The sequence below is a fragment of the Streptomyces sp. NPDC001348 genome, from assembly GCF_053597535.1.
Genome location: NZ_JBSFIK010000009.1, coordinates 19846 through 45913, shown reverse-complemented (window position 1 = coordinate 45913; position 26068 = coordinate 19846). Strand labels below are relative to the sequence as shown.

The following is a 26068-nucleotide window of genomic DNA, read 5'->3' as shown; positions in this document are numbered from 1 at the left end:
CGTGCGGTGGTCCCGAACGGGCACTTTCTGTTCGACGCCGGGCGCGGGACCACGTACACTCTCACCTCGTTGGCCTTCAGCAGCCGCGCCCCGACCGGTGCACACCGAGCACCCGGTCGTATGCGGTACGTTGGGGAGCACACAAAGGGTCGTAGCTCAATTGGTAGAGCACCGGTCTCCAAAACCGGCGGTTGGGGGTTCAAGTCCCTCCGGCCCTGCTACACACACCGCCAGGATGTGTGCGCATGTACGTACAGCAATGCACCGCCGTGCGGCTCAGTAACCGGGCGCGGCACGGCCACGACCCGGGATCAGGTGAGGACGAATGACGGACGCCGTGGGCTCCATCGACACGCCTGACGCGGACGAGGTGCAGGAGACCCAGAAGAAGTCCCGCAAGGGCGGCAAGCGCGCCAAGAAGGGCCCCCTGAAGCGCCTCGCCATCTTCTACCGCCAGATCATCGCGGAACTCCGCAAGGTCGTCTGGCCGACGCGCAACCAGCTGTCGTCGTACACCACCGTGGTGATCTTCTTCGTCGCCATCATGATCGCGTTGGTGACCGTGATTGACTATGGGCTCAACCACGCGGCCAAGTACGTCTTCGGCTGAGCCGAGAGCGAAGGGCGCCGTGGTACCGGCGCCCGTTTTCGCATGTTCCACCCCTATGTATCCAGGAAGAAGCAGCCATCGTGTCTGACCCGAACCTGAACGACGACGCCACCGAGCCTCGCGGGGCTGCTGCCGAGACGGTGGACGACGAGCTCGACATCGTCGAGGGCGCGGACGACGAGGACGAGTTCGAGGCTGCGGAAGCCGCACTGGGTGAGCCTGCCGAGGAAACCGCCCTGCACGTCGAGGACGACGAGGCGGAGACCGAGGCCGATGCCGAGGTCGAGGAGGCCGAGGTCGAGGAGGCCGAGCCCGTCGACCCCGTCCAGGCCCTTCGCGAGGAACTGCGCACCCTGCCCGGCGAGTGGTACGTGATCCACACCTACGCCGGTTACGAGAACCGCGTGAAGACCAACCTCGAGCAGCGCGCCGTCTCGCTGAACGTCGAGGACTACATCTTCCAGGCCGAGGTGCCGCAGGAAGAGGTCGTCCAGATCAAGAACGGCGACCGCAAGACGATCAAGCAGAACAAGCTGCCGGGTTACGTCCTGGTCCGCATGGACCTGACCAACGAGTCCTGGGGCGTCGTCCGCAACACCCCCGGCGTCACCGGCTTCGTCGGCAACGCCTACGACCCCTACCCGCTGACCCTGGACGAGATCGTCAAGATGCTCGCCCCGGAGGCGGAGGAGAAGGCCGCCCGCGAGGCCGCCGAGGCGGAGGGCAAGCCCGCGCCGCAGCGCAAGGTCGAGGTCCAGGTGCTGGACTTCGAGGTCGGCGACTCGGTCACCGTCACCGACGGCCCGTTCGCCACGCTCCAGGCGACCATCAACGAGATCAACCCCGACTCCAAGAAGGTCAAGGGCCTGGTGGAGATCTTCGGCCGCGAGACGCCGGTCGAGCTCTCCTTCGACCAGATCCAGAAGAACTAGTTCTTCCTGGACCAACCGCTTCCGCGCAGGTCAGGCGAACGCTCGAGCGGGCGCCTGACCTGCGCGGTTTTCAGCCGCGCATCTATACCCGTTATCGTTGTGCGGTATGCCTGCGTCCGGGTTGTCCCCCGCTCGCAGGCAGGACCCGAACCGAAAGGACCCGGAGAGTAATGCCTCCCAAGAAGAAGAAGGTCACGGGGCTCATCAAGCTCCAGATCAACGCCGGTGCGGCGAACCCGGCTCCGCCGGTCGGCCCGGCGCTGGGTCAGCACGGCGTCAACATCATGGAGTTCTGCAAGGCCTACAACGCCGCGACCGAGTCGCAGCGTGGCTGGGTCATCCCGGTGGAGATCACGGTCTACGAGGACCGTTCCTTCACCTTCGTGACCAAGACTCCGCCGGCCGCGAAGATGATCCTCAAGGCCGCGGGTGTGGAGAAGGGCTCCGGCGAGCCGCACAAGACCAAGGTCGCCAAGATCACCGAGGCGCAGGTCCGCGAGATCGCCCAGACCAAGCTGCCCGACCTCAACGCCAACGACCTGGACGCCGCGTCGAAGATCATCGCCGGCACCGCCCGTTCCATGGGCATCACGGTCGAGGGCTGAGCCCCGTACCCCGTAGCAGTCAAGCGGCCGTAGCCGGTCGCACGTGGCAGGGCCTGCTCGGCCCGTACCACGACTCCTTTCAGAACACACAGGAGCAGTTGTGAGCAAGCGCAGCAAGGCCCTCCGCGCTGCGGACGCCAAGATCGACCGGGAGAAGCAGTACGCCCCGCTCGAGGCCGTCCGTCTCGCCAAGGAGACCTCCACGACCAAGTTCGACGGCACCGTCGAGGTCGCCTTCCGTCTGGGTGTCGACCCGCGCAAGGCCGACCAGATGGTCCGTGGCACCGTGAACCTTCCGCACGGCACCGGTAAGACCGCCCGGGTCCTGGTCTTCGCGACCGGTGACCGTGCCGAGGCCGCGCGTGCCGCGGGCGCCGACATCGTCGGTGCCGACGAGCTGATCGACGAGGTCTCGAAGGGCCGCCTGGACTTCGACGCCGTCGTCGCCACCCCGGACCTCATGGGCAAGGTCGGCCGCCTCGGCCGCGTCCTCGGCCCGCGTGGTCTGATGCCGAACCCGAAGACCGGCACCGTCACCCCCGACGTGGCCAAGGCCGTCACGGACATCAAGGGCGGCAAGATCGAGTTCCGCGTCGACAAGCACTCGAACCTGCACTTCATCATCGGCAAGACGTCGTTCGACGACACGAAGCTGGTGGAGAACTACGCCGCGGCGCTCGAGGAGATCACCCGTCTCAAGCCGTCCGCCGCGAAGGGTCGTTACATCAAGAAGGCCGCCATCAGCACCACGATGGGCCCCGGCATCCCGGTCGACCCGAACCGCACCCGCAACCTCCTCGTCGAGGAGGACCCGGCCGCCGTCTGAGCCTCGCGCTCACCCCGGTAGCCGCGTCACGGACGTGACAAAAAAGGGCGGGCCCCGCAACCTTCCGAGGTGCGGGGCCCGTCCTTCTTTGCGCGGTCTTTCGCGTGGCCGTCAGTGGCCTGGGCTACGGTGCAGGCACACAACTCGCATAGGGGTGGGACGAGATGAAGAGCACGACCGTGCGCCGGGTGACCCTTTCCATAGCGGTGGTGACCGCCCTGACGGGGCTGCCCGCCTGCGGGACCGACGACGGGGGCTCCGGGAAGGCAGACAAGGCGGGTGGCGGGAGCGTCACGCACGTCAGCCCGATCGCCGCCCTGCGCTCGGCCGAGAAGTCCACCGACAAGGCCCTCTCGGCCAAGGTCCGCTCCACCACGACCATCGGCAACGTGATGTCCATGACGGGGAACGGCACCGTCGCATGGGGCGGCGGCATGCGGGGTGACCTCACCATCACCTACACCGGCGGCAAGCTGGCCGACGCGATGCGCCGGACCGGCTCCACGTCGATGGAGGCCCGCTATCTGCCGGACGCCTACTACGCGCAGATGAGCGGGAAGGCCGCCGAGCAGCTGGGCGGCAAGCACTGGCTCCGTTACGGCTACGACGACCTCGCCAAGCTCGGCGGCGCCTCGGGCTCGTACGTGAAGGACCAGATGCAGAACACCACGCCGAAGCAGTCGGTGAACATGCTCCTGGCCTCCGGTGACGTGAAGAAGGTCGGCGAGGAGAAGGTGTCCGGCGTGCGGACCACGCACTACTCGGGCACGGTGAACGTCGCCGACCTCGCCGGCAAGAACAGCAACCTCAGCGCCGGCCAGCTCGCCGACCTCAAGAAGCAGCTCAGGAAGGCGGGCGTCACCACGGACACCGTCGACATCTGGCTCGACGGCCAGGATCTCCTGGTCAAGAAGGTCGAGAAGGCGAACATGACGGTCGGCCTGATGACCAACACGGTGTACTACACCGACTACGGCGTGAAGGTCTCCGTCCAGGCGCCCCCGGCCAGTGACACCAAGGACTTCAAGGACCTGATGAAGTCGCTCGGGGTCCCGGGCGGCGGCAACACCTCCAGCGGGTCGGGCACGAGCTCCTCCTGACCCCGGCCGGGCGGCCCCGAACGGGGCCGAACGGGCGGATTTGCACGACCGCGATCCGTTCACGTACTCTCCTACAGAAGCCAAAGACCGCTGGTCGTTGCCGCGCGCTTGAATGAGGGCGCGGTGGCCGAAGGATCCGCTGAAAATGCGGGCGACCCGCGCAGGTGACTGTGGAAGAGCTCCCGGAGCAGGCGCGCAACAGCGCCGTCACCGGTCGAGCCCGCCCCGTGCGCCTGCGCCGGGGCGTTTCGTTTTCCCCAGTCCTCCTTCGGGTCCGCGCGGTCAGAATCACCCGGAAGGAGGCCGAGGCTCTATGGCGAGGCCCGACAAGGCTGCCGCGGTTGCCGAGCTGACGGACAAGTTCCGCAGCTCCAACGCCGCCGTGCTGACCGAGTACCGCGGTCTCACCGTGGCGCAGCTCAAGACGCTGCGCCGGTCGCTCGGTGAGAACGCCCAGTACGCCGTGGTGAAGAACACGCTGACCAAGATTGCGGCCAACGAGGCCGGGATCACGCTGGACGACCAGCTCTTCGCTGGTCCGACGGCTGTCGCCTTCGTCACCGGTGACCCGGTGGAGTCGGCGAAGGGTCTCCGTGACTTCGCCAAGGACAACCCGAATCTCGTCATCAAGGGCGGTGTCCTTGACGGCAAGGCGATGTCCGCCGACGAGATCAAGAAGCTTGCGGACCTCGAGTCCCGCGAGGTTCTGCTCTCCAAGCTGGCGGGTGCCTTCAAGGGCAAGCAGTCCCAGACTGCGCAGCTCTTCCAGGCGCTTCCCTCGAAGCTCGTCCGCACCGTGGACGCTCTTCGCGCCAAGCAGGACGAGCAGGGCGGTGCCGAGTAATTCGGCTCGCTTTCTGACCCCGGCCGCCTGACGCGGCAGAGGTCACAGCGGGCCAACGTACGCCCGCCACTCATGTACATCCGGCACCAGCCGAATTAGTGGAAGGATCGCCCATCATGGCGAAGCTCAGCCAGGAAGACCTGCTCGCGCAGTTCGAGGAGATGACCCTCATCGAGCTCTCCGAGTTCGTGAAGGCGTTCGAGGAGAAGTTCGACGTCACCGCCGCCGCCGCGGTCGCCGTCGCGGGCCCGGCCGGTCCGGCCGCCGCCGCCCCGGTCGAGGAGGAGAAGGACGAGTTCGACGTCATCCTCACCGGCGCCGGCGACAAGAAGATCCAGGTCATCAAGGTCGTGCGTGAGCTGACCTCCCTGGGTCTGAAGGAGGCCAAGGACCTCGTGGACGGCGCCCCGAAGCCCGTTCTCGAGAAGGTCGCCAAGGACGCCGCCGAGAAGGCCGCCGAGTCCCTGAAGGGCGCCGGCGCCTCCGTCGAGGTCAAGTAAGACCGCATTCAGGTCGAGCACGACCTGAGCGACGGCCGAAACGGCCCCCTGGGGCTGTAACGGTCACGCACCGAGGAGCGATCATCCATCCGGGTGGTCGCTCTTCGGCGTTCCGGGGGTCCGGCCACGGTTGCCTTGCGCCCGTGACGGCGAGGGGTAAGGTGATCTTCGTCGTGGCCCCGGGGTATCCGCTTCGGGCTCTGGGGGGCCTTGACGAACCGCACGCAGCGCGCAATTCTCAGGACGCGTCGTCACAACGATCCGAAATCCGAGGCATGGATCGACGACGAAGAGGGCAGTATCAACGTGCGTTGAGGGCAGGATGCCAAGGGCGTTGACAAGAGCGGTGAGCACAGCGAGGGTCTCGAGAAACCCGCACTGGACATCAGTGTGCCAAGTGGCTACACTGACCCTTTGCGCTGCCTGTTAGCTGTCCCCTGCCCGTCACCAGGGGTCTGCCCTCACTCGTACATCGTCGACGAACGTTCCCCGACCTGGGACTTTTGTCGCTATGTATGAGAGAGGGGCCGGTACGCGCGTAGTGAGTCCGAGCCCTCGGAAGGACCCCCTCTTGGCCGCCTCGCGCAACGCCTCGACCGCGAATACGAACAACGGCGCCAGCACCGCCCCGCTGCGCATTTCCTTTGCAAAGATCAAGGAGCCTCTCGAGGTTCCGAACCTGCTCGCGCTGCAGACCGAGAGCTTCGACTGGCTGCTCGGAAACACCGCCTGGCAGAGTCGGGTCGAGGAGGCTCTGGAGAACGGTCAGGACGTCCCCACCAAGTCCGGCCTCGAGGAGATCTTCGAGGAGATCTCCCCGATCGAGGACTTCTCCGGGTCGATGTCGCTGACGTTCCGCGACCACCGCTTCGAGCCGCCCAAGAACTCGATCGACGAGTGCAAGGAGCGCGACTTCACGTACGCCGCGCCCCTCTTCGTGACGGCCGAGTTCACGAACAACGAGACCGGCGAGATCAAGTCCCAGACCGTCTTCATGGGTGACTTCCCGCTCATGACGAACAAGGGCACCTTCGTCATCAACGGCACCGAGCGTGTCGTGGTGTCCCAGCTGGTCCGTTCGCCGGGTGTCTACTTCGACTCCAGCATCGACAAGACGTCCGACAAGGACATCTTCTCCGCCAAGATCATCCCGTCCCGGGGTGCCTGGCTGGAGATGGAGATCGACAAGCGCGACATGGTCGGTGTCCGCATCGACCGCAAGCGCAAGCAGTCCGTCACCGTCCTGCTCAAGGCGCTCGGCTGGACGACCGAGCAGATCCTCGAGGAGTTCGGCGAGTACGAGTCCATGCGCGCCACCCTGGAGAAGGACCACACCCAGGGCCAGGACGACGCGCTGCTCGACATCTACCGCAAGCTGCGCCCGGGCGAGCCCCCCACGCGTGAGGCCGCGCAGACGCTGCTCGAGAACCTCTACTTCAACCCCAAGCGCTACGACCTCGCCAAGGTCGGCCGCTACAAGGTCAACAAGAAGCTGGGTGCGGACGCTCCGCTCGACGCGGGCATCCTGACCGTCGAGGACGTCATCTCGACGATCAAGTACCTGGTGAAGCTGCACGCCGGCGAGACCGAGACCACCGGTGACTCCGGCGAGACGATCGTCGTCGAGACCGACGACATCGACCACTTCGGCAACCGTCGTCTGCGCAGCGTCGGCGAGCTCATCCAGAACCAGGTCCGTACGGGTCTGGCGCGTATGGAGCGCGTCGTGCGCGAGCGCATGACGACCCAGGACGTCGAGGCGATCACGCCGCAGACCCTGATCAACATCCGGCCGGTCGTCGCCTCCATCAAGGAGTTCTTCGGCACCAGCCAGCTGTCCCAGTTCATGGACCAGAACAACCCGCTGTCCGGGCTGACGCACAAGCGTCGTCTGTCCGCGCTCGGCCCGGGTGGTCTCTCCCGTGAGCGGGCCGGCTTCGAGGTCCGTGACGTGCACCCCTCGCACTACGGCCGCATGTGCCCGATCGAGACGCCCGAAGGCCCGAACATCGGTCTGATCGGCTCGCTCGCCTCGTACGGCCGGGTCAACGCGTTCGGTTTCGTCGAGACCCCGTACCGCAAGGTCGTCGACGGCCAGGTCACCGACGAGGTGGACTACCTGACCGCCGACGAGGAGGACCGCTTCGTCATCGCGCAGGCCAACGCCACGCTCAACGACGACCTGCGCTTCGCCGAGGCCCGCGTGCTCGTCCGCCGCCGTGGCGGCGAGGTCGACTACGTCGGCCCCGAGGACGTGGACTACATGGACGTCTCGCCGCGCCAGATGGTGTCGGTCGCGACCGCCATGATCCCCTTCCTCGAGCACGACGACGCCAACCGTGCCCTCATGGGCGCGAACATGATGCGTCAGGCCGTGCCGCTCATCAAGTCCGAGGCCCCGCTCGTCGGCACCGGCATGGAGTACCGCTCCGCCGTCGACGCCGGTGACGTGGTCAAGGCCGAGAAGGCGGGTGTGGTCCAGGAGGTCTCCGCGGACTACATCACCACCGCCAACGACGACGGCACGTACATCACGTACCGCCTGGCCAAGTTCGCCCGCTCCAACCAGGGCACCTCGGTCAACCAGAAGGTCGTCGTCGCCGAGGGCGACCGGATCATCGAGGGCCAGGTCCTCGCCGACGGTCCGGCCACCCAGAACGGTGAGATGGCGCTCGGCAAGAACCTGCTCGTGGCGTTCATGCCGTGGGAGGGTCACAACTACGAGGACGCGATCATCCTGTCGCAGCGCCTCGTGCAGGACGACGTCCTCTCCTCGATCCACATCGAGGAGCACGAGGTCGACGCCCGTGACACCAAGCTCGGCCCCGAGGAGATCACCCGGGACATCCCGAACGTCTCCGAGGAGGTCCTCGCCGACCTCGACGAGCGCGGCATCATCCGCATCGGCGCCGAGGTCATCGCCGGCGACATCCTCGTCGGCAAGGTGACCCCGAAGGGTGAGACCGAGCTGACCCCCGAGGAGCGCCTGCTGCGCGCGATCTTCGGTGAGAAGGCCCGTGAGGTCCGTGACACCTCGCTTAAGGTGCCGCACGGCGAGACCGGCAAGGTCATCGGCGTGCGCGTCTTCGACCGCGAGGAGGGCGACGAGCTTCCCCCCGGTGTGAACCAGCTGGTGCGCGTCTACGTCGCGCAGAAGCGCAAGATCACCGACGGTGACAAGCTCGCCGGCCGCCACGGCAACAAGGGCGTCATCTCCAAGATCCTGCCCATCGAGGACATGCCGTTCCTCGAGGACGGGACCCCGGTCGACATCATCCTCAACCCGCTGGGTGTGCCGTCCCGAATGAACCCGGGACAGGTTCTGGAGATCCACCTCGGCTGGCTCGCCAGCCGCGGCTGGGACGTCTCCGGTCTCGCGGACGAGTGGGCCCAGCGCCTGCAGGCCATCGGCGCCGACCGGGTCGACCCGGGCACGAACGTCGCGACCCCCGTCTTCGACGGTGCGCGCGAGGACGAGCTCGCGGGTCTGCTGCAGCACACCATCCCGAACCGCGACGGCGAGCGCATGGTGCTCCCGTCCGGCAAGGCGCGGCTGTTCGACGGCCGCAGCGGTGAGCCGTTCCCGGACCCGATCTCGGTCGGCTACATGTACATCCTGAAGCTGCACCACCTGGTCGACGACAAGCTGCACGCCCGCTCGACCGGTCCCTACTCGATGATCACCCAGCAGCCGCTGGGTGGTAAGGCCCAGTTCGGTGGCCAGCGCTTCGGCGAGATGGAGGTGTGGGCCCTCGAGGCCTACGGCGCCGCCTACGCCCTCCAGGAGCTGCTGACCATCAAGTCCGACGACGTCACCGGCCGCGTGAAGGTCTACGAGGCCATCGTCAAGGGCGAGAACATCCCCGAGCCCGGCATCCCCGAGTCCTTCAAGGTGCTCATCAAGGAGATGCAGTCGCTCTGCCTGAACGTGGAGGTGCTGTCCAGCGACGGTATGTCCATCGAGATGCGTGACACCGACGAGGATGTCTTCCGCGCTGCGGAGGAGCTCGGCATCGACCTGTCCCGGCGCGAGCCGAGCAGCGTCGAAGAGGTCTGACGGGAGTCCGGTAGGGGCCTCGCCACCGTGTGAGGCCCCCGCCGACCCCCAGGCCCCCGTTTCAGACCAAAGACTTACAACCCTGAGAGGGATTGACGCATAGTGCTCGACGTCAACTTCTTCGACGAGCTCCGGATCGGCCTGGCCACCGCTGACGACATCCGTCAGTGGAGCCACGGCGAGGTCAAGAAGCCCGAGACGATCAACTACCGCACGCTCAAGCCCGAAAAGGACGGACTCTTCTGCGAGAAGATCTTCGGTCCGACCCGGGACTGGGAGTGCTACTGCGGCAAGTACAAGCGCGTCCGGTTCAAGGGCATCATCTGTGAGCGCTGCGGCGTCGAGGTGACCCGCGCCAAGGTGCGCCGTGAGCGGATGGGCCACATCGAACTGGCCGCGCCCGTCACGCACATCTGGTACTTCAAGGGTGTCCCGAGCCGGCTGGGCTACCTGCTCGACCTGGCTCCCAAGGACCTCGAGAAGGTCATCTACTTCGCGGCGTACATGATCACGTACGTCGACGAGGAGCGCCGTACCCGCGACCTGCCCTCCCTGGAGGCGCACGTCTCCGTCGAGCGGCAGCAGATCGAGAACCGCCGCGACGCCGACCTCGAGGCCCGCGCCAAGAAGCTCGAGTCCGACCTGGCCGAGCTGGAGGCCGAGGGCGCCAAGGCCGATGTGCGCCGCAAGGTGCGCGAGGGTGCCGAGCGCGAGATGAAGCAGCTGCGCGACCGCGCGCAGCGCGAGATCGACCGCCTCGACGAGGTGTGGACCCGGTTCAAGAACCTCAAGGTCCAGGACCTCGAGGGCGACGAGCTGCTCTACCGCGAGCTGCGTGACCGCTTCGGCACGTACTTCGACGGTTCGATGGGTGCCGCTGCGCTGCAGAAGCGCCTGGAGTCCTTCGACCTCGACGAGGAGGCCGAGCGTCTCCGCGAGATCATCCGCACCGGCAAGGGCCAGAAGAAGACCCGTGCGCTGAAGCGGCTGAAGGTCGTGTCCGCGTTCCTGCAGACCTCCAACAGCCCCAAGGGCATGGTCCTGGACTGCGTGCCGGTCATCCCGCCGGACCTGCGTCCGATGGTGCAGCTGGACGGTGGCCGCTTCGCGACCTCCGACCTGAACGACCTGTACCGCCGTGTGATCAACCGGAACAACCGACTGAAGCGCCTTCTCGACCTCGGTGCGCCCGAGATCATCGTGAACAACGAGAAGCGCATGCTCCAGGAGGCCGTCGACGCCCTCTTCGACAACGGCCGTCGCGGCCGTCCGGTGACCGGTCCCGGTAACCGCCCGCTGAAGTCCCTCAGCGACATGCTGAAGGGCAAGCAGGGCCGTTTCCGTCAGAACCTGCTCGGCAAGCGTGTGGACTACTCCGCGCGTTCCGTGATCGTCGTCGGTCCGCAGCTGAAGCTGCACCAGTGCGGTCTGCCGAAGGCGATGGCGCTGGAGCTGTTCAAGCCGTTCGTGATGAAGCGCCTGGTCGACCTGAACCACGCGCAGAACATCAAGTCGGCGAAGCGCATGGTGGAGCGCGGCCGCACGGTCGTGTACGACGTCCTCGAAGAGGTCATCGCCGAGCACCCGGTGCTGCTGAACCGTGCTCCCACCCTGCACCGCCTCGGCATCCAGGCCTTCGAGCCGCAACTGGTCGAGGGCAAGGCCATCCAGATCCACCCGCTCGTCTGCACCGCGTTCAACGCGGACTTCGACGGTGACCAGATGGCCGTGCACCTGCCGCTGTCCGCGGAGGCGCAGGCCGAGGCCCGCATCCTGATGCTGTCCTCGAACAACATCCTCAAGCCGGCCGACGGCCGTCCGGTGACGATGCCGACCCAGGACATGGTCCTCGGTCTGTTCTTCCTCACCACCGACGGCGAGCTGCGTGACACCAAGGGCGAGGGCCGGGCGTTCGGCTCCACGGCCGAGGCGATCATGGCGTTCGACGCCGGCGAGCTCGCGCTGCAGTCGCCGATCGACATCCGCTTCCCGGTGGGCACCATCCCGCCGCGCGGCTGGACCCCGCCGGCGCGCGAGGAGGGCGAGCCCGAGTGGCAGCAGGGTGACTCGTTCCGCCTGCGCACCACCCTGGGCCGCGCGCTCTTCAACGAGCTGCTGCCCGAGGACTACCCGTTCGTCGACTACTCGGTGGGCAAGAAGCAGCTCTCCGAGATCGTCAACGACCTGGCCGAGCGCTACCCCAAGGTCATCGTGGCGGCGACGCTCGACAACCTGAAGGCGGCCGGCTTCTACTGGGCGACCCGTTCCGGCGTCACCGTGGCCATCTCCGACGTCGTCGTTCCCGAGGCGAAGAAGGAGATCGTCCGCGGTTACGAGGCGCAGGACGAGAAGGTCCAGAAGCAGTACGAGCGCGGTCTGATCACCAAGGAAGAGCGCACTCAGGAGCTCATCGCGATCTGGACCAAGGCGACCAACGAGGTCGCCGAGGCGATGAACGAGAACTTCCCCAAGACGAACCCCATCTTCATGATGGTTGACTCGGGTGCCCGAGGAAACATGATGCAGATGCGGCAGATCGCCGGTATGCGTGGTCTGGTGTCGAACGCGAAGAACGAGACCATCCCGCGTCCGATCAAGGCGTCCTTCCGTGAGGGCCTCTCCGTGCTGGAGTACTTCATCTCCACGCACGGTGCCCGTAAGGGTCTGGCGGACACCGCCCTGCGTACCGCCGACTCGGGTTACCTGACCCGTCGTCTGGTGGACGTCTCGCAGGACGTCATCATCCGCGAGGAGGACTGCGGCACCGAGCGCGGTCTGAAGCTGAAGATCGCCCACCGCGGTGCCGACGGCGTGCTGCGCAAGGCGGACGACGTCGAGACCAGCGTCTACGCCCGCATGCTCGCCGAGGAAGTCGTCATCGACGGCAAGGTGATCGCGCCGGCCAACGTGGACCTCGGCGACGTGCTGATCGACCAGCTCGTGCACCACGGTGTCGAGGAGGTCAAGACCCGCTCGATCCTGACGTGCGAGTCCCAGGTCGGCACCTGCGCCATGTGCTACGGCCGTTCGCTCGCCACCGGCAAGCTGGTCGACATCGGTGAGGCGGTCGGCATCATCGCCGCCCAGTCCATCGGTGAGCCCGGTACCCAGCTGACGATGCGTACCTTCCACACCGGTGGTGTGGCCGGTGACGACATCACCCAGGGTCTGCCGCGTGTCGTCGAGCTCTTCGAGGCCCGTACCCCGAAGGGTGTCGCCCCGATCTCCGAGGCCCAGGGCCGCGTGCGGATCGAGGAGACCGAGAAGACCAAGAAGATCGTCATCACGCCGGACGACGGCAGCGACGAGACGGCGTTCCCGATCTCGAAGCGCGCCCGACTCCTGGTCAGCGAGGGCGAGCACGTCGAGGTGGGCCAGAAGCTCACCGTGGGTGCCACCAACCCGCACGACGTGCTGCGCATCCTGGGCCAGCGTGCCGTCCAGGTCCACCTGGTCGGCGAGGTCCAGAAGGTCTACAACTCGCAGGGTGTGTCGATCCACGACAAGCACATCGAGATCATCATCCGGCAGATGCTGCGCCGTGTGACGATCATCGAGTCCGGCGACGCCGAGCTGCTGCCCGGCGAGCTGGTCGAGCGCTCGAAGTTCGAGACCGAGAACCGTCGTGTGGTCCAGGAGGGCGGTCACCCGGCCTCCGGTCGTCCGCAGCTCATGGGTATCACCAAGGCCTCGCTGGCGACCGAGTCCTGGCTGTCGGCGGCGTCCTTCCAGGAGACGACCAGGGTCCTCACGGACGCGGCGATCAACGCCAAGTCCGACTCCCTGATCGGCCTCAAGGAGAACGTCATCATCGGTAAGCTCATCCCGGCCGGTACGGGTCTGTCCCGCTACCGCAACATCCGGGTCGAGCCGACCGAGGAGGCCAAGGCCGCGATGTACTCGGCCGTCGGCTACGACGACATCGACTACTCGCCGTTCGGCACCGGCTCCGGCCAGGCCGTTCCGCTGGAGGACTACGACTACGGTCCGTACAACCAGTAAGCGAGCGATCGCATGACGGAGGGCGGCCATCCCGTTACGGGGTGGCCGCCCTCCGGCGTGTGCGAGGGGCCCACGGCTGAGTGTCAGCCGTACTGCTGCAGGTAGGGCTGCAGATGGTGCAGCCGGGTGTGGTGGTCCGGGTGCGAGGACAGCAGCCTGGCCAGGGAGCTCTCCTCGACGGGGACGCCGCCGTTGCGTGCGGTGAGCGCGGCCTTCTCCTGCTCCTCCGCCTGGTGGAGCTTGTGCAGCACGCCGACCAGCATGGGCGCGAAACCGAGGGCGGCCGCGTGCTCGTCGGCGCGCAGCTCGGAGCGCCGGCCGACGGCGGCGAGCGCGTACGGCACACCGAGGATCAGCAGCGGCAGACCGTACAGCGTGGTGACGGTCGCCGCGGCGAGGCCGCCGACGAGCATCACGACGAAGGCGACGCCGAGGCAGCCGAAGGCCTTGGAGACGTGGAAGGCGACGGTGGAGACGGCCTTCAGCACCCGCCAGGCGATGCGGCCGGGCAGCGCGTACCAGTAGCCGAGCAGGCCCGACCAGGCGTGTCCGCCCACGTGGTGGCCCAGCTCGTGGGCCAGAACGGCGGCGAGTTCGCCGTTGGGCAGGTTGTTCATGGCGAACCGGGTGACGCCGACGATATGACCGGCCGCCGCGACCGCGTTCAGGGCGTCGCTGTCCTCGACCCAGAGTTCGTAGGTGCGTCCCTCGATGCCGGCCCGTGCCGTGACTTCCCGCCAGACCGGTTCGAGTTTGGCTCGTTCTTGTGGAGTGGGGTAGCGCAAACGGAGCAGATGGCGCGCGAGGGCGCTTTCCGTGGGGCGGTGGAAGACGAGTGCGCCGCTGGCGAGCCAGAGCAGGATCACGACGAACGCGAGGTTGCCGAAGAAGAGGGAGATCAGGCCGATCACGAAGAGGCTGCAGAGGAAGTTCGGCAGGTAGAGCAGCAGGGCGCCGACCGCCGTGGCGTCCGTGCGGCGCTGGTGGGCCGAGATGTGGACGCGGCGGGCGTCGGTGCTGATGTGGTGGGGATGAGCGGTGTCGTCGGCCGCCGTCGGGGCGGACGGCGGGGCGCTCGGCGGGGCCGCGGGGGGCGTGAGCGGGTACTGCGGGGGCTGCGGGTACTGCGGCGGTATGGGCGCCGAGGACGTCGGGTACTGGGGCGCTGCCTGGGGATACTGCGGGCCGGACGGCTGCGGGTACTGCGGCGTGGCCTGCGGGTACTGAGGTGTGGCCTGCTGCGGGTACTGGGGCGCTGACTGCGGGTACTGGGGCGGGTGCTGGTGTCCCGGGTACTCCGGTGGTGAGGGCGGCGGCTGGGTCATGGTCGTTCCTTCGGTTCGTACTTGTCGAGCGGTGTGCGTCGTACTTCGGGGGCGGGGCCGGTGGGGCGGGGCGGTCAGCCGATCAGCAGGGAGGCGGGCAGCAGGACCGTGCCGGTGCAGAAGGCGATCAGCCCGGTGCGGATCCACTCGTGCTTGCGTGCGGCGATGCGGCTCATTTCGGCGAGGGCGGCCGTCAGCCCGGTCGTCGGGTCGCGGTGGGTGTCCGCGAGCGCGGTCTCCAGCCGGCCCGTCCGGACGGCCTGGCGGATGTCGCCGAAGTAGGACAGGGGACGGCCCGGCTCCCACGTCCCGGAGCCGAAGCGGGGCAGGACGGCCAGCAGCAGGGCGAAGAGCGACAGGCCGAGCGCCACGGTGCCGGCCCACCACAGCGCCGTACCGGCCCAGGACAGGTCGGACGGCGTCCAGTCGCGCCCGGCCAGCAGGCCGCTGAACACGCCCGCGGTCATCCCGAGCGCCGCGACCAGCACGGATGCCTTGCTGTCGGCCCTGGCGACCTCGTTGCGCAACTCGGCGAGGAGCCGCTCGCACACGGGGACCAGATCGGCGGGGGCGGGCGGATCCGGCGGCGGCGCGGCGGGCGCGGGGCCGGGCGCGGGGCCGGTCATGAGCCGCCGCCCGCCGGGTCACCGGGGCGAGTGTCACCGTCCGCCGCCTCGACGACGCCCGGAGCGCCCTCCTCGGGCCGGGTGGGAGCACTTCCGTAACCCGGCGGCGGCTGCCACGCGGGAGGCTCGGACGGCGGAGCGGGCGCGGGAGCGGGCGGTTGCGGGCCCGGTGCGGGCGCGGGGGCCGGGAAGCCCGGGTACGGCGCCGGAGCGGTCGGGGGCGCCGTCGGCGGCACGGGCGGCACGGGCGGCACGGGCGGCGGGAAGGCGCCCGCAGCGGGCGTCCCGTAGGGGCCGGGGAAGGGCGGCGGCGCGGCGGGAGTGCCGTACGGGCCCGGGAAGCCGGGCGCGGGGTGCTGCGGTGCGGCGGGCGGTCCCTGCCCGGGGCCCGTGGGCATCGACGGCGCCGCGCGGTGCTCCGCGTCCTCGGGCGTCGCGGCGGGCCCCGCCTGCGGGTAGGCCGGCCCGTCACCCGCTGCCAGCGGCGGCGGGGTCTGCGGCACGCCGGGCAGGCGCTGGTTGAGGATGTCGTTGACCGTGCGCAGGGCCAGTTGCTTGGGTCCCTCCAGCTCCCAGTTCTCCGCCGCGTCACCGTTCAGCAGCTGCTTCACCAGGTCCATCTGCGCCTGGATCATGCGGAGTTGGTCCTCCCGCATGCTGTTCATCACCAGCCCGGAGTCCTCGGGGTGCTGGGCGAGATGCAGCGCCCAGGCGTGCACGCCGCCCTGCTGGAGGTGGTACTGGTAGAAGTCGATCTTCTCGGCTTCCAGGCGCTGGAGTTCCAGCTGCTGCCGGCTCGCCAGCAGCGCCTGCTGGTGCTGCCACTGCTGCTGCTGGAGCAGATACGCCTGCTGCTGCTGGCCGTACGCCATCGCCCGTTCGATCTGCAGGGCGTCCTGCTGGCGGCCCCGCAGATCGATCGCGAGGTCGATGTCCATGCCCCGCTGCGCGGCCAGGATCTGCTCGGCGGCGGAGTGGCCGATGGCCTGCTTGCGCAGCTCGTGGTCGATGTTGGCCTGGTCCCGGCGTACCCGCAGGGTCCAGGTGACCTGGAGGCCGGCGGTCGACCCGAGGGGGGCCAGCAGTTTCATCCGCTCCAGCAGCTCCGCCTCCGCGGCCGCGCTGTCGGTCACGGCGAACCGGCGGGTCACCGGCCGGGCCGCCTCCTGGAGCTCGCCGAGCAGCAGCTTCGGCACGTCCCGGTACCCGGTGGCCACGAACCGGGCCGGGTCCAGCACCTGCCAGGACAGGTCGACCGCCGCCGTGAACTCGAGCGCGTCGTTGTCGCTGGGCAGCAGCAGGTCGGCGGTGTGCGGGTGCACGCCCATGTCGACCTCGTAGACGGACGTGTAGTGGTTGGCCACGATCTCGGCGCGCGTGGGCCGCTCGGGCGGCAGGTACGGCCGGTACTCACCGCGGGCGGTGGAGAAGACCAGGGCGTTGTCGATGCGGACGTACGACTTGAGGTTGAAGTCGAAGCGGGACAGCTGGCGCACGGTCAGGACCGGGTCGATCAGTTGCGAGTGCCGGTCGGCCTGTTGCTGCCAGTCGGGCTGGCGGAAGGTGGGCATGGGCGGATCTCTCCTGTGCGGCCCCGCGGACGGGCGGGAGGTGTTCTGGGCTCAGCGGGTGGGAAGCGTGGTCAGCAGACGGGCCGCCACCTCGGGCGGGGGATCGCCGTCCTCGCCGGGCATGGTGCGCAGCAGGTGGCTCAGCCGCTGGTGTTCGGTGGGCGACGTGACGAGCGTGGGCAGCAGCGCGGCCAGCGCCCACTCGGTGGCGGTGGCGCGGTCGGCGATCAGCACCCACTCGCGCAGCACCTCGAGCGCCGGCCGGGTGGAGCCCGGGTCTGCCAGCGCGGCCCGCCACAGGTACGGGATGCCCCGCGCCGCAGGGTCCCCGGCGGTCGCGGCGCGGGCGTACCAGGCGAGGACCAGCGGGGTGCCGTAGCGCTCGTCGCCCTCCTTGCGGCGGCAGGCGCCCACGAAGCCGGCGAGGGTGAGGTCGCGGACCGCACGGTCGTCGTCGAGGTGGCCGCGCAGTTCGGCGAGGACCCGCTCGCTGGCCGGGGACAGCAGCAACAGCTCGACCGCTTCGGCGAGTTCACGGGCCATCGACTCGTCGAGGTCGCCGGGTCCGTCCTCGTACAGCCGCCGTACGGCTCCGCGCAGCGCGGCCAGTGCCTGTTCCGGGCGCTCGGGGCCGATGAGGCCGTACGACCGCACGGCCACCCAGCGCAGCCGCGCGTCGTCGCCCTCGCACCAGGTGTCGAGGATGCGCGGGATGTTGGGGGTGTCGATGAGGTGGGCGAGGGTCAGCGCGTTGACCGCCACGAGCCGTTGCCGGAACCGTTTGGACGTCGCCCATGGCTCGATGACCAGGGCCATCGCCGACGGCAGGTCGGTGCGGGCGAGAACGGCGACGGTGGAGGCGGCGCGGGTGCGCACCAGCGGGCGGCCGTCGTCGGCGAGATGGCGCAGCCAGGCGATGAGGGCGGGCCGGGCGGAGGGGTGGCCGGTCCACACCTCGCGCAGCAGGACCAGGGAGGCCCGCTCGTCGCGGAACCTCGCCTTCTGCTGGGTGACGGGACCCCACTCGGTGTGCTCGTCGTCCTCGAACCGCTCGGCGCGGGCGAGTTGGAGGCGCTTGCCGACGTGTGTGCCGAAGACGGGGACCTCGGGGACGCGGGAGGGGTTCTCGGTCTCCTGCAGGAACCGGTAGAGCAGGTCGCTCAGTTCGGCGGTGAGCGCGTACGGGCCGCCGTCGAAGGCGGCCAGGGCGACGAGGAACGCCTTGTCGCGCAGATGGATCGCGCTCTCGTCCTCCTCGAACCACTCCTGGACCTGGCTCTCCAGCGAGCCCAGCGAGAAGTCGGCGACGGCCTGCTCGGACGCCTCTCCGGCCGCGTACTGGCCGAGGACCTGGGCGAAGGCGGTGACCTCGCGCAACTGGTGTCCGCGCGCCAGGAAGTCGGTGACGGCCGTGAGCCCGAGCAGCTTCTCGGCGGTCGCCTCGTCGGTGCGGGTGCGCAGCTGCGCGGCGAGGACGTCGGCGGCGGCGGGCGGCCGCCACTCCACGGCCGACACGTCCTCCAGCACGGCGGTGGGGCCGAGGGTGACGACCAGGTAGGCGTCCCGCTCGGCGAGACGGTCCCTGGCGGCGAGCAGATGCGGTTCGCGCAGCGGGCGGTCACGGCGGGTGGCGAGGTCGCACAGGACGTAGCCGCGGGCCTGGTCCTCGGCGGTGAACCGCTCGGCGAGCGCGCTCGGGTCGGTGTCGCGCACCAGGGTGCGCACGGGGTCGGCGGCCAGGCGGTGCAGCAGCATCAGGGCGGCGGTGCGCCGGCCGGTGAACCGGGCGCCGGACAGGACCAGTACGCGGTCGCGGCGCAGCCGGTCGAGCAGGCCGGCCATGAACTCCTCGTCGGCGACGAAGGTCCGCGCCAGGCGTTCCAGTGTGGTCCGCGGGACCTCGCCGGAGGCGGAGGCGGGCGCGGACAGGCCGGGTATCGCGAAGTGGTACTCGGTCTTGCTGCCCATGATGACGTCGCCGGTGACCCGGCCGCCGCTGACGCCGTGCTGGTCGCGCCCGGCGAGGCCGCCGCCGAAGCGGGACCGGTCGCCGACGTTCATGGTGCGCGGGCTGTGGTCGATGAGGTCGCGGCGGGCGGCCCACGCGTCCTGCGGCTGGTCGCGTTCCCCGTCGGTCTCGGCGGGGCGCTGCTGCCGTTCCTCGTCGGGGGCGGGCGGCTCGGCGGGCTCCGGGCCGTTCCCCGGGGCGGGTCTGCCGCTCTCCGGCTGTTCGGACGTGCTCACGCGCGCTCACCCCGTTCGTGGCCGCCCAGGCTGACGTCGCCGTTGACGGTGCCGCCGCTGACGCCGTGCTGGTCGCCGCCCACCAGGCTGCCGCCGAAGGAGGGCGCGCCGCCGTTGAAGTGGAAGACCGCACCCGGCGCCGGGGCTCCCCGTTGTCCGTCCGGCGCCGGGCGGTCCTCGGGGGGCCCGCCCTGCATGGGCACCCGAGGCGCCGGGCGGTCCCCCGATCCGCCCGGCGCCTCCCCGTCCCCCGTCCCACGGTGGTTCGTGACGTCTTCGGCTGCTGCGGACTCTCCGGTTCCTTCGGCAGCTTCGCCGGCTTCGGCAGCTTCGCCGGCTTCGGCAGCTTCGGCGCCGGCCGGCACCGGGCCGTGCAACCACGCCGTCAGCGGGCCGTTCTTGCTGCGCACGGTCACCCGGTTGAAGTCGGTGACCGGGATGCCCGGGTGGTCGTGGCGCACGACCCCCTCGTACAGGGCGTGCGAGACGCACAGGGCGAAGTCGCCGGTGCGCTCGCGCAGGGCGGCGCGCAGCATGTCCGCGTCCAGCAGGCGGCAGGCGTGGTTGAGGTCGGAGCCGACCCAGCCGCCGTGCCGGTCCACGGCGACCCAGCCGGTGGCCAGGACTCCGCGCAGCCGGATCTGCGCGGAACGGGACGCCATGCGGTTGACCGTCCGCAGCTGGGCCGGCACCTCGGTGAGCAGGGCCCGCAGCAGGGCGATCACCGGGGCACCCGCGTCGATCAGTTCCATCACGGAGTCCCCGCGGTCGGCCCGCAGCCGCCGGGTCACGTCGACGCCCGCGCTCTCCAGCGTGCGGTCCGTGATGTCGTAGAGCATCCGCCGCAGATAGGCCTGCTCCACATCGTCCCGGTCGCTGAACCTCTCGATGTCGAGCAGCAGGATCGTCCGGATAACGGGGTCGCTCATCGTCGCCTCTCGAGGGGGTGGACCGGGCAGACCTGAAGCCTGCTGGTCCTGGCGGTGTCGCTGTGAGGGCGGATGACCCACTCGGAGTGTGACGGGATGCACAGAAGACGTGGTGGGGCACTTGCGTCGGCTGTTCCGGACGGGGCCGGGCGCCGCTCGCCCGGGCGGTGTTCACCGCTCGCTCGGTCCCGGGGGCGACGGGATCCCGGGCGCCGGGTCCGTCGCCGCGATACGGCGCAGGACGTCGGGCCGCATGATCAGCAGCGCACGGCGGCCCGTGGCGACGGCGTCCTTGTCACGCAGCTCCTTCAGCAGGCGCTGCACCATCTCCCGGGAGGCGCCCACCGAACCGGCGAGCTCCTGTTTGCTCAGCGGGACGGCGAGTTCGATGCCCGCCGGTGTCCGGCGGCCGTGGGTGCGGGCCAGATCGAGGAGCAGGATCGCGAACCGCTCCCGCACGCTCAGCGACGCGAACTCCAGCCGGCGCCGGTCGGCCGCACGGGTGCGGTCCGCGGTGAGGCCGAGCAGGGCGAAGGAGACGGCGGGGGAGCGGCCCAGGAAGTCCCGGAAGCGCTCGCGCTCCACCGCCACCGCCCGTACCCCCTCCAGCGCGGTGACCGTCGCCGACCGGGAGCGCCCGGTCAGCGCGGCCGACTCGCCGACCACGTCGCCGGGGCCGCGCAGTGCGAGCAGGGCCTCGTAGCCGTTGGCCGCTGAGGCGGTCACCTTCGTCCAGCCGTGCACCAGGAAGAGCACGTGCGCCGAGGGCTCGTGCTGCCGGATGAGAACCGTGCGGGGGGTGAAGTCCAGGGTGCGGCCGAGGGCCAGCAGCGTGGAGCGGTCCTCGCTCTCCAGCCGGGCCAGGAACGGCACCCGGTCGTCCAGGCCACCGTCGTCAGGTGAGTACGCCGGCGTCCACGTCGTCATGTTCGGCCCCCCGAATACCCGCAGCGGACGGATCAACGTACAGAAAGCGTGCGGACGCGGAGCGTGGAAGAGCGCGAACCAGCCAATGACTGAAGATCATTCCGGTCACGGGGACAAGTGGGGTGAATCACAGCAGTACGGGCGGGGCACCCGGCGTGTCGTGGCGCGCTCCATTTGTTTTGACCGAAGTCCGTGAGCTAGGTACGCTCAGACCTTGTGCCTGGGGTGTGCCCTGGCTCCCGTGCGTGCCTTCAAACCGCATAGTGAGCCGTTATCGGCCACCGTAATCTGCGCCTTCCTCGCCTCACGGTGAGAGTCTGCCGGATTCGACACACCCGACCGCGTGGGTCGGCGACGTTCCAGGTTAGCTTCACCATTCGGCACACAGAAACCGGAGAAGTAGTGCCTACGATCCAGCAGCTGGTCCGCAAGGGCCGGCAGGACAAGGTCGAGAAGAACAAGACGCCCGCACTCGAGGGTTCCCCTCAGCGTCGCGGCGTCTGCACGCGTGTGTTCACGACCACCCCGAAGAAGCCGAACTCGGCCCTGCGTAAGGTCGCGCGTGTGCGTCTGACCAGCGGGATCGAGGTCACCGCTTACATTCCGGGTGAGGGACACAACCTGCAGGAGCACTCCATCGTGCTCGTGCGCGGCGGCCGTGTGAAGGACCTGCCGGGTGTTCGCTACAAGATCATCCGCGGCTCGCTCGACACCCAGGGTGTCAAGAACCGCAAGCAGGCTCGCAGCCGTTACGGCGCCAAGAAGGAGAAGTAAGAATGCCTCGTAAGGGCCCCGCCCCGAAGCGCCCGGTCATCATCGACCCGGTCTACGGTTCTCCTCTGGTGACCTCCCTCATCAACAAGGTGCTGCTGAACGGCAAGCGCTCCACCGCCGAGCGCATCGTCTACGGCGCCATGGAGGGTCTGCGTGAGAAGACGGGCAACGACCCGATCATCACGCTGAAGCGCGCACTGGAGAACATCAAGCCGACCCTCGAGGTCAAGTCCCGCCGTGTCGGTGGTGCGACGTACCAGGTTCCGATCGAGGTCAAGCCCGGTCGTGCCAACACGCTCGCGCTGCGCTGGCTGGTCGGTTACTCCCGCGCCCGTCGCGAGAAGACCATGACCGAGCGTCTGCTCAACGAGCTTCTCGACGCCTCCAACGGCCTCGGTGCCGCTGTGAAGAAGCGCGAGGACACGCACAAGATGGCCGAGTCCAACAAGGCCTTCGCGCACTACCGCTGGTAGTCGCTACCCACATCGAGACCGAGAGAAGACTGAAGCCTTATGGCTACCACTTCACTTGACCTGGCCAAGGTCCGCAACATCGGGATCATGGCCCACATCGACGCGGGCAAGACGACCACCACCGAGCGGATCCTGTTCTACACCGGTGTGTCGTACAAGATCGGTGAGGTCCACGACGGCGCTGCCACCATGGACTGGATGGAGCAGGAGCAGGAGCGTGGCATCACGATCACCTCTGCTGCCACCACCTGTCACTGGCCGCTGGAAGACGTCGATCACACCATCAACATCATCGACACGCCGGGTCACGTCGACTTCACCGTCGAGGTGGAGCGTTCGCTGCGCGTGCTCGACGGTGCCGTGACGGTGTTCGACGGCGTCGCCGGTGTTGAGCCGCAGTCCGAGACCGTGTGGCGTCAGGCGGACCGCTACGGCGTTCCGCGTATCTGCTTCGTGAACAAGCTCGACCGCACGGGCGCCGAGTTCCACCGCTGCGTGGACATGATCTCGGACCGCCTGGGCGCGCAGCCGATCGTCATGCAGCTCCCGATCGGTGCCGAGGCCGACTTCAAGGGCGTCATCGACCTCGTGACGATGAAGGCCCTGGTCTGGTCCGCCGAGGCCACCAAGGGCGAGATGTACGACACCGTCGACATCCCGGACACGCACGCCGAGGCTGCCGAGGAGTACCGCGGCAAGCTGCTCGAGGCCGTGGCCGAGAACGACGAGGAGCTCATGGAGCTGTACCTGGAGGGCCAGGAGCCTTCCGTGGAGCAGCTCTACGCCGCGATCCGTCGTATCACCATCGCGTCCGGCAAGGGCACCGGCACCACCGTGACCCCGGTGTTCTGCGGCACCGCGTTCAAGAACAAGGGCGTCCAGCCCCTGCTCGACGCGGTCGTGCGCTACCTGCCCTCCCCGGTCGACATCGAGGCCATCGAGGGCCACGACGTCAAGGACCCCGAGGTCGTCGTCAAGCGCAAGCCGTCCGACGAGGAGCCCCTCTCGGCGCTGGCGTTCAAGATCATGAGCGACCCGCACCTCGGCAAGCTCACCTTCGTCCGGGTCTACTCGGGCCGCCTGGAGTCCGGCACCTCGGTGCTGAACTCCGTCAAGGGCAAGAAGGAGCGCATCGGCAAGATCTACCGCATGCACGCGAACAAGCGTGAGGAGATCGACGCGGTGGGCGCCGGCGACATCATCGCCGTCATGGGTCTGAAGCAGACCACGACCGGTGAGACGCTGTGCGACGAGAAGAACCCGGTGATCCTGGAGTCCATGGACTTCCCGGCGCCGGTCATCGAGGTCGCGATCGAGCCCAAGTCCAAGGGTGACCAGGAGAAGCTGGGTGTCGCCATCCAGCGTCTCGCGGAGGAGGACCCCTCCTTCCAGGTGCACACCAACGAGGAGACCGGCCAGACCGTCATCGGCGGTATGGGCGAGCTGCACCTCGAGGTGCTCGTCGACCGCATGAAGCGCGAGTTCAAGGTCGAGGCCAACGTCGGCAAGCCGCAGGTGGCCTACCGCGAGACGATCCGCAAGGCCGTCGAGCGCGTCGACTACACGCACAAGAAGCAGACCGGTGGTACGGGTCAGTTCGCCAAGGTGCAGATCGGCATCGAGCCCCTCGAGGGCGGCGACGTCTCGTACGAGTTCGTGAACAAGGTGACCGGTGGTCGTATCCCGAAGGAGTACATCCCTTCGGTCGACGCCGGTGCGCAGGAGGCCATGCAGTTCGGCATCCTCGCCGGCTACGAGATGACCGGCGTGCGCGTCATCCTCCACGACGGTGCCTACCACGAGGTCGACTCCTCCGAGCTCGCCTTCAAGATCGCCGGTTCGCAGGCCTTCAAGGAGGCCGCGCGCAAGGCCAGCCCCGTGCTGCTCGAGCCGATGATGGCCGTCGAGGTCACCACGCCCGAGGACTACATGGGCGAGGTCATCGGCGACATCAACTCCCGCCGTGGCCAGATCCAGGCCATGGAGGAGCGGGCTGGTGCCCGCGTCGTGAAGGGCCTCGTGCCCCTGTCGGAGATGTTCGGCTACGTCGGCGACCTCCGCAGCAAGACGTCGGGTCGCGCAAGCTACTCGATGCAGTTCGACTCCTACGCCGAGGTTCCGCGGAACGTCGCCGAGGAGATCATCGCGAAGGCCAAGGGCGAGTAACACTCTCCGTTTACACGCCGTAGGCTTGACTCCGGAGCCTCAAGGGGCATTCAGCCGTGATCCACGGATGAATGCCCCGGGTTCCGGGACATCCAGCAAAGATCACCTGGCGCCGATGAAGTAAGGCGTACAGAACCACTCCACAGGAGGACCCCAGTGGCGAAGGCGAAGTTCGAGCGGACTAAGCCGCACGTCAACATCGGCACCATCGGTCACATCGACCACGGTAAGACGACCCTCACGGCCGCCATTACCAAGGTGCTGCACGACGCGTACCCGGAGCTGAACGAGGCCACCCCGTTCGACAACATCGACAAGGCTCCTGAGGAGCGCCAGCGCGGTATCACCATCTCCATCGCGCACGTCGAGTACCAGACCGAGGCGCGTCACTACGCCCACGTCGACTGCCCGGGTCACGCGGACTACATCAAGAACATGATCACGGGTGCGGCGCAGATGGACGGCGCCATCCTCGTGGTCGCCGCCACCGACGGCCCGATGCCGCAGACCAAGGAGCACGTGCTCCTGGCCCGCCAGGTCGGCGTTCCGTACATCGTCGTCGCCCTGAACAAGGCCGACATGGTGGACGACGAGGAGATCATGGAGCTCGTCGAGCTCGAGGTCCGTGAGCTCCTCTCCGAGTACGAGTTCCCGGGCGACGACCTGCCGGTCGTCCGTGTCTCCGCGCTGAAGGCGCTCGAGGGCGACGCGAAGTGGACCGAGTCGGTCCTCGAGCTGATGAACGCCGTCGACACCTCCATCCCGGAGCCCGAGCGTGACGTCGACAAGCCGTTCCTGATGCCGATCGAGGACGTCTTCACGATCACCGGTCGCGGTACGGTCGTCACCGGCCGTATCGAGCGTGGTGTCCTCAAGGTCAACGAGACCGTGGACATCATCGGTATCAAGCAGGAGAAGACCTCCACCACGGTCACCGGCATCGAGATGTTCCGCAAGCTGCTCGACGAGGGCCAGGCCGGTGAGAACGTCGGTCTGCTGCTCCGCGGCATCAAGCGCGAGGACGTCGAGCGCGGCCAGGTCATCATCAAGCCGGGCTCGGTCACCCCGCACACCGAGTTCGAGGCGCAGGCCTACATCCTCTCCAAGGACGAGGGTGGCCGCCACACGCCGTTCTTCAACAACTACCGTCCGCAGTTCTACTTCCGTACGACGGACGTGACCGGCGTCGTGACCCTCCCCGAGGGCACCGAGATGGTCATGCCGGGTGACAACACCGAGATGAAGGTGGAGCTCATCCAGCCCGTCGCCATGGAAGAGGGCCTGAAGTTCGCCATCCGTGAGGGTGGCCGGACCGTGGGCGCCGGCCAGGTCACCAAGATCAACAAGTGATCTTGAGCTGACCCGGCAGGTCTCTGCCCGGTACCTCTGAAGGGGCCCGTACGACTTCGGTCGTACGGGCCTCTTCGCTTTTCCCTGCGCTTCGGCCCTGGCTTTCCCGGACTTCGAAAGTATTCGCCGCGTACGACCCGTTGTCCCCTCGCGCCACACGCCCCAGCATTTGTCATGCCGCTGACCAAATTCCGGGTGGAGGGGTGA

19 protein-coding genes and 1 tRNA gene are annotated in these 26068 nt (G+C 68.4%); 14 read left to right on the top strand and 6 right to left on the bottom strand.

Translation table 11 applies throughout. The annotated features are described in order from the left end of the window. Positions 1-145 precede the first annotated feature (145 nt). The 10 genes from ACWC21_RS12155 (at position 146) to ACWC21_RS12110 (ending at position 13476) form a co-directional block, all read left to right on the top strand. A tRNA-Trp gene (locus tag ACWC21_RS12155) sits at positions 146-218 on the top strand. Between the two features lie 107 nt (positions 219-325). Further along, positions 326-610 (top strand): preprotein translocase subunit SecE, encoded by a 285-nt coding sequence (secE, locus tag ACWC21_RS12150; protein ID WP_450880734.1) that lies wholly within the window; start codon positions 326-328, stop codon positions 608-610. 80 nt (positions 611-690) lie between these two features. Beyond that, positions 691-1542 (top strand): transcription termination/antitermination protein NusG, encoded by an 852-nt coding sequence (gene nusG / locus ACWC21_RS12145; RefSeq protein ID WP_450880732.1) that lies wholly within the window; start codon positions 691-693, stop codon positions 1540-1542. Positions 1543-1712: 170 nt separating this feature from the next. Beyond that, a complete protein-coding gene (gene rplK, locus ACWC21_RS12140) occupies positions 1713-2147 on the top strand; it encodes a 50S ribosomal protein L11 (protein WP_037858373.1) in 435 nt (144 codons plus the stop codon). A gap of 100 nt (positions 2148-2247) precedes the next feature. After that, positions 2248-2973: a 50S ribosomal protein L1 gene (rplA, locus tag ACWC21_RS12135; RefSeq protein WP_388798459.1), complete on the top strand. Its 726-nt coding sequence runs from the start codon at positions 2248-2250 to the stop codon at positions 2971-2973. Positions 2974-3137: 164 nt separating this feature from the next. After that, on the top strand, positions 3138-4073 hold the full coding sequence (locus ACWC21_RS12130) for a hypothetical protein (RefSeq protein WP_450880730.1): 936 nt from the start codon (positions 3138-3140) through the stop codon (positions 4071-4073). Between the two features lie 313 nt (positions 4074-4386). After that, a complete protein-coding gene (gene rplJ / locus ACWC21_RS12125) occupies positions 4387-4917 on the top strand; it encodes a 50S ribosomal protein L10 (protein WP_388798465.1) in 531 nt (176 codons plus the stop codon). Positions 4918-5033: 116 nt separating this feature from the next. Beyond that, positions 5034-5417 carry a 50S ribosomal protein L7/L12 gene (gene rplL, locus ACWC21_RS12120; RefSeq protein WP_094215523.1) on the top strand — a complete coding sequence of 128 codons (384 nt, stop codon included), beginning with the start codon at positions 5034-5036 and terminating at the stop codon, positions 5415-5417. A 571-nt stretch (positions 5418-5988) separates the two neighbouring features. After that, the gene (rpoB, locus tag ACWC21_RS12115) at positions 5989-9474 is read left to right on the top strand and encodes a DNA-directed RNA polymerase subunit beta (protein ID WP_450880728.1); all 3486 of its coding nucleotides are present in this window, start codon (positions 5989-5991) and stop codon (positions 9472-9474) included. A 102-nt stretch (positions 9475-9576) separates the two neighbouring features. Then, positions 9577-13476 carry a DNA-directed RNA polymerase subunit beta' gene (locus tag ACWC21_RS12110; RefSeq protein WP_450880726.1) on the top strand — a complete coding sequence of 1300 codons (3900 nt, stop codon included), beginning with the start codon at positions 9577-9579 and terminating at the stop codon, positions 13474-13476. 83 nt (positions 13477-13559) lie between these two features. On the opposite strand, the gene ACWC21_RS12105 is transcribed toward ACWC21_RS12110, so the two are convergent. The 6 genes from ACWC21_RS12105 to ACWC21_RS12080 form a co-directional block, all read right to left on the bottom strand. Continuing rightward, on the bottom strand, positions 13560-14801 hold the full coding sequence (locus ACWC21_RS12105; protein ID WP_450880724.1) for a M48 family metalloprotease: 1242 nt from the start codon (positions 14799-14801) through the stop codon (positions 13560-13562). 74 nt (positions 14802-14875) lie between these two features. Next, a complete protein-coding gene (locus tag ACWC21_RS12100; protein ID WP_450880722.1) occupies positions 14876-15427 on the bottom strand; it encodes a Pycsar system effector family protein in 552 nt (183 codons plus the stop codon). Beyond that, positions 15424-16998, bottom strand: a complete 1575-nt coding sequence (locus tag ACWC21_RS12095; protein WP_450880720.1) for a hypothetical protein — start codon at positions 16996-16998, stop codon at positions 15424-15426. The genes ACWC21_RS12100 and ACWC21_RS12095 overlap by 4 nt, the downstream gene beginning before the upstream one ends. A gap of 51 nt (positions 16999-17049) precedes the next feature. Next, entirely contained in the window at positions 17050-19242 is a 2193-nt protein-coding gene (locus ACWC21_RS12090) for a hypothetical protein (protein WP_450880718.1), read from the bottom strand. After that, positions 19239-20171, bottom strand: a complete 933-nt coding sequence (locus tag ACWC21_RS12085) for a hypothetical protein (protein ID WP_450880716.1) — start codon at positions 20169-20171, stop codon at positions 19239-19241. Before ACWC21_RS12085 ends, ACWC21_RS12090 begins: the two co-directional genes overlap by 4 nt. A gap of 171 nt (positions 20172-20342) precedes the next feature. Next, entirely contained in the window at positions 20343-21098 is a 756-nt protein-coding gene (locus ACWC21_RS12080) for a Crp/Fnr family transcriptional regulator (RefSeq protein WP_450880714.1), read from the bottom strand. 402 nt (positions 21099-21500) lie between these two features. Here ACWC21_RS12080 and rpsL point away from each other — a divergent pair, with 402 nt between their 5' ends. The 4 genes from rpsL (at position 21501) to tuf (ending at position 25861) form a co-directional block, all read left to right on the top strand. Beyond that, positions 21501-21872 carry a 30S ribosomal protein S12 gene (rpsL, locus tag ACWC21_RS12075; protein ID WP_003948652.1) on the top strand — a complete coding sequence of 124 codons (372 nt, stop codon included), beginning with the start codon at positions 21501-21503 and terminating at the stop codon, positions 21870-21872. 2 nt (positions 21873-21874) lie between these two features. Beyond that, positions 21875-22345: a 30S ribosomal protein S7 gene (rpsG, locus tag ACWC21_RS12070; protein ID WP_003992340.1), complete on the top strand. Its 471-nt coding sequence runs from the start codon at positions 21875-21877 to the stop codon at positions 22343-22345. A gap of 39 nt (positions 22346-22384) precedes the next feature. Then, positions 22385-24511, top strand: coding sequence for an elongation factor G (fusA, locus tag ACWC21_RS12065; protein ID WP_388798491.1), 2127 nt, complete (start codon positions 22385-22387; stop codon positions 24509-24511). Between the two features lie 156 nt (positions 24512-24667). Continuing rightward, on the top strand, positions 24668-25861 hold the full coding sequence (gene tuf, locus ACWC21_RS12060) for an elongation factor Tu (RefSeq protein WP_389150280.1): 1194 nt from the start codon (positions 24668-24670) through the stop codon (positions 25859-25861). Positions 25862-26068: the final 207 nt, after the last annotated feature.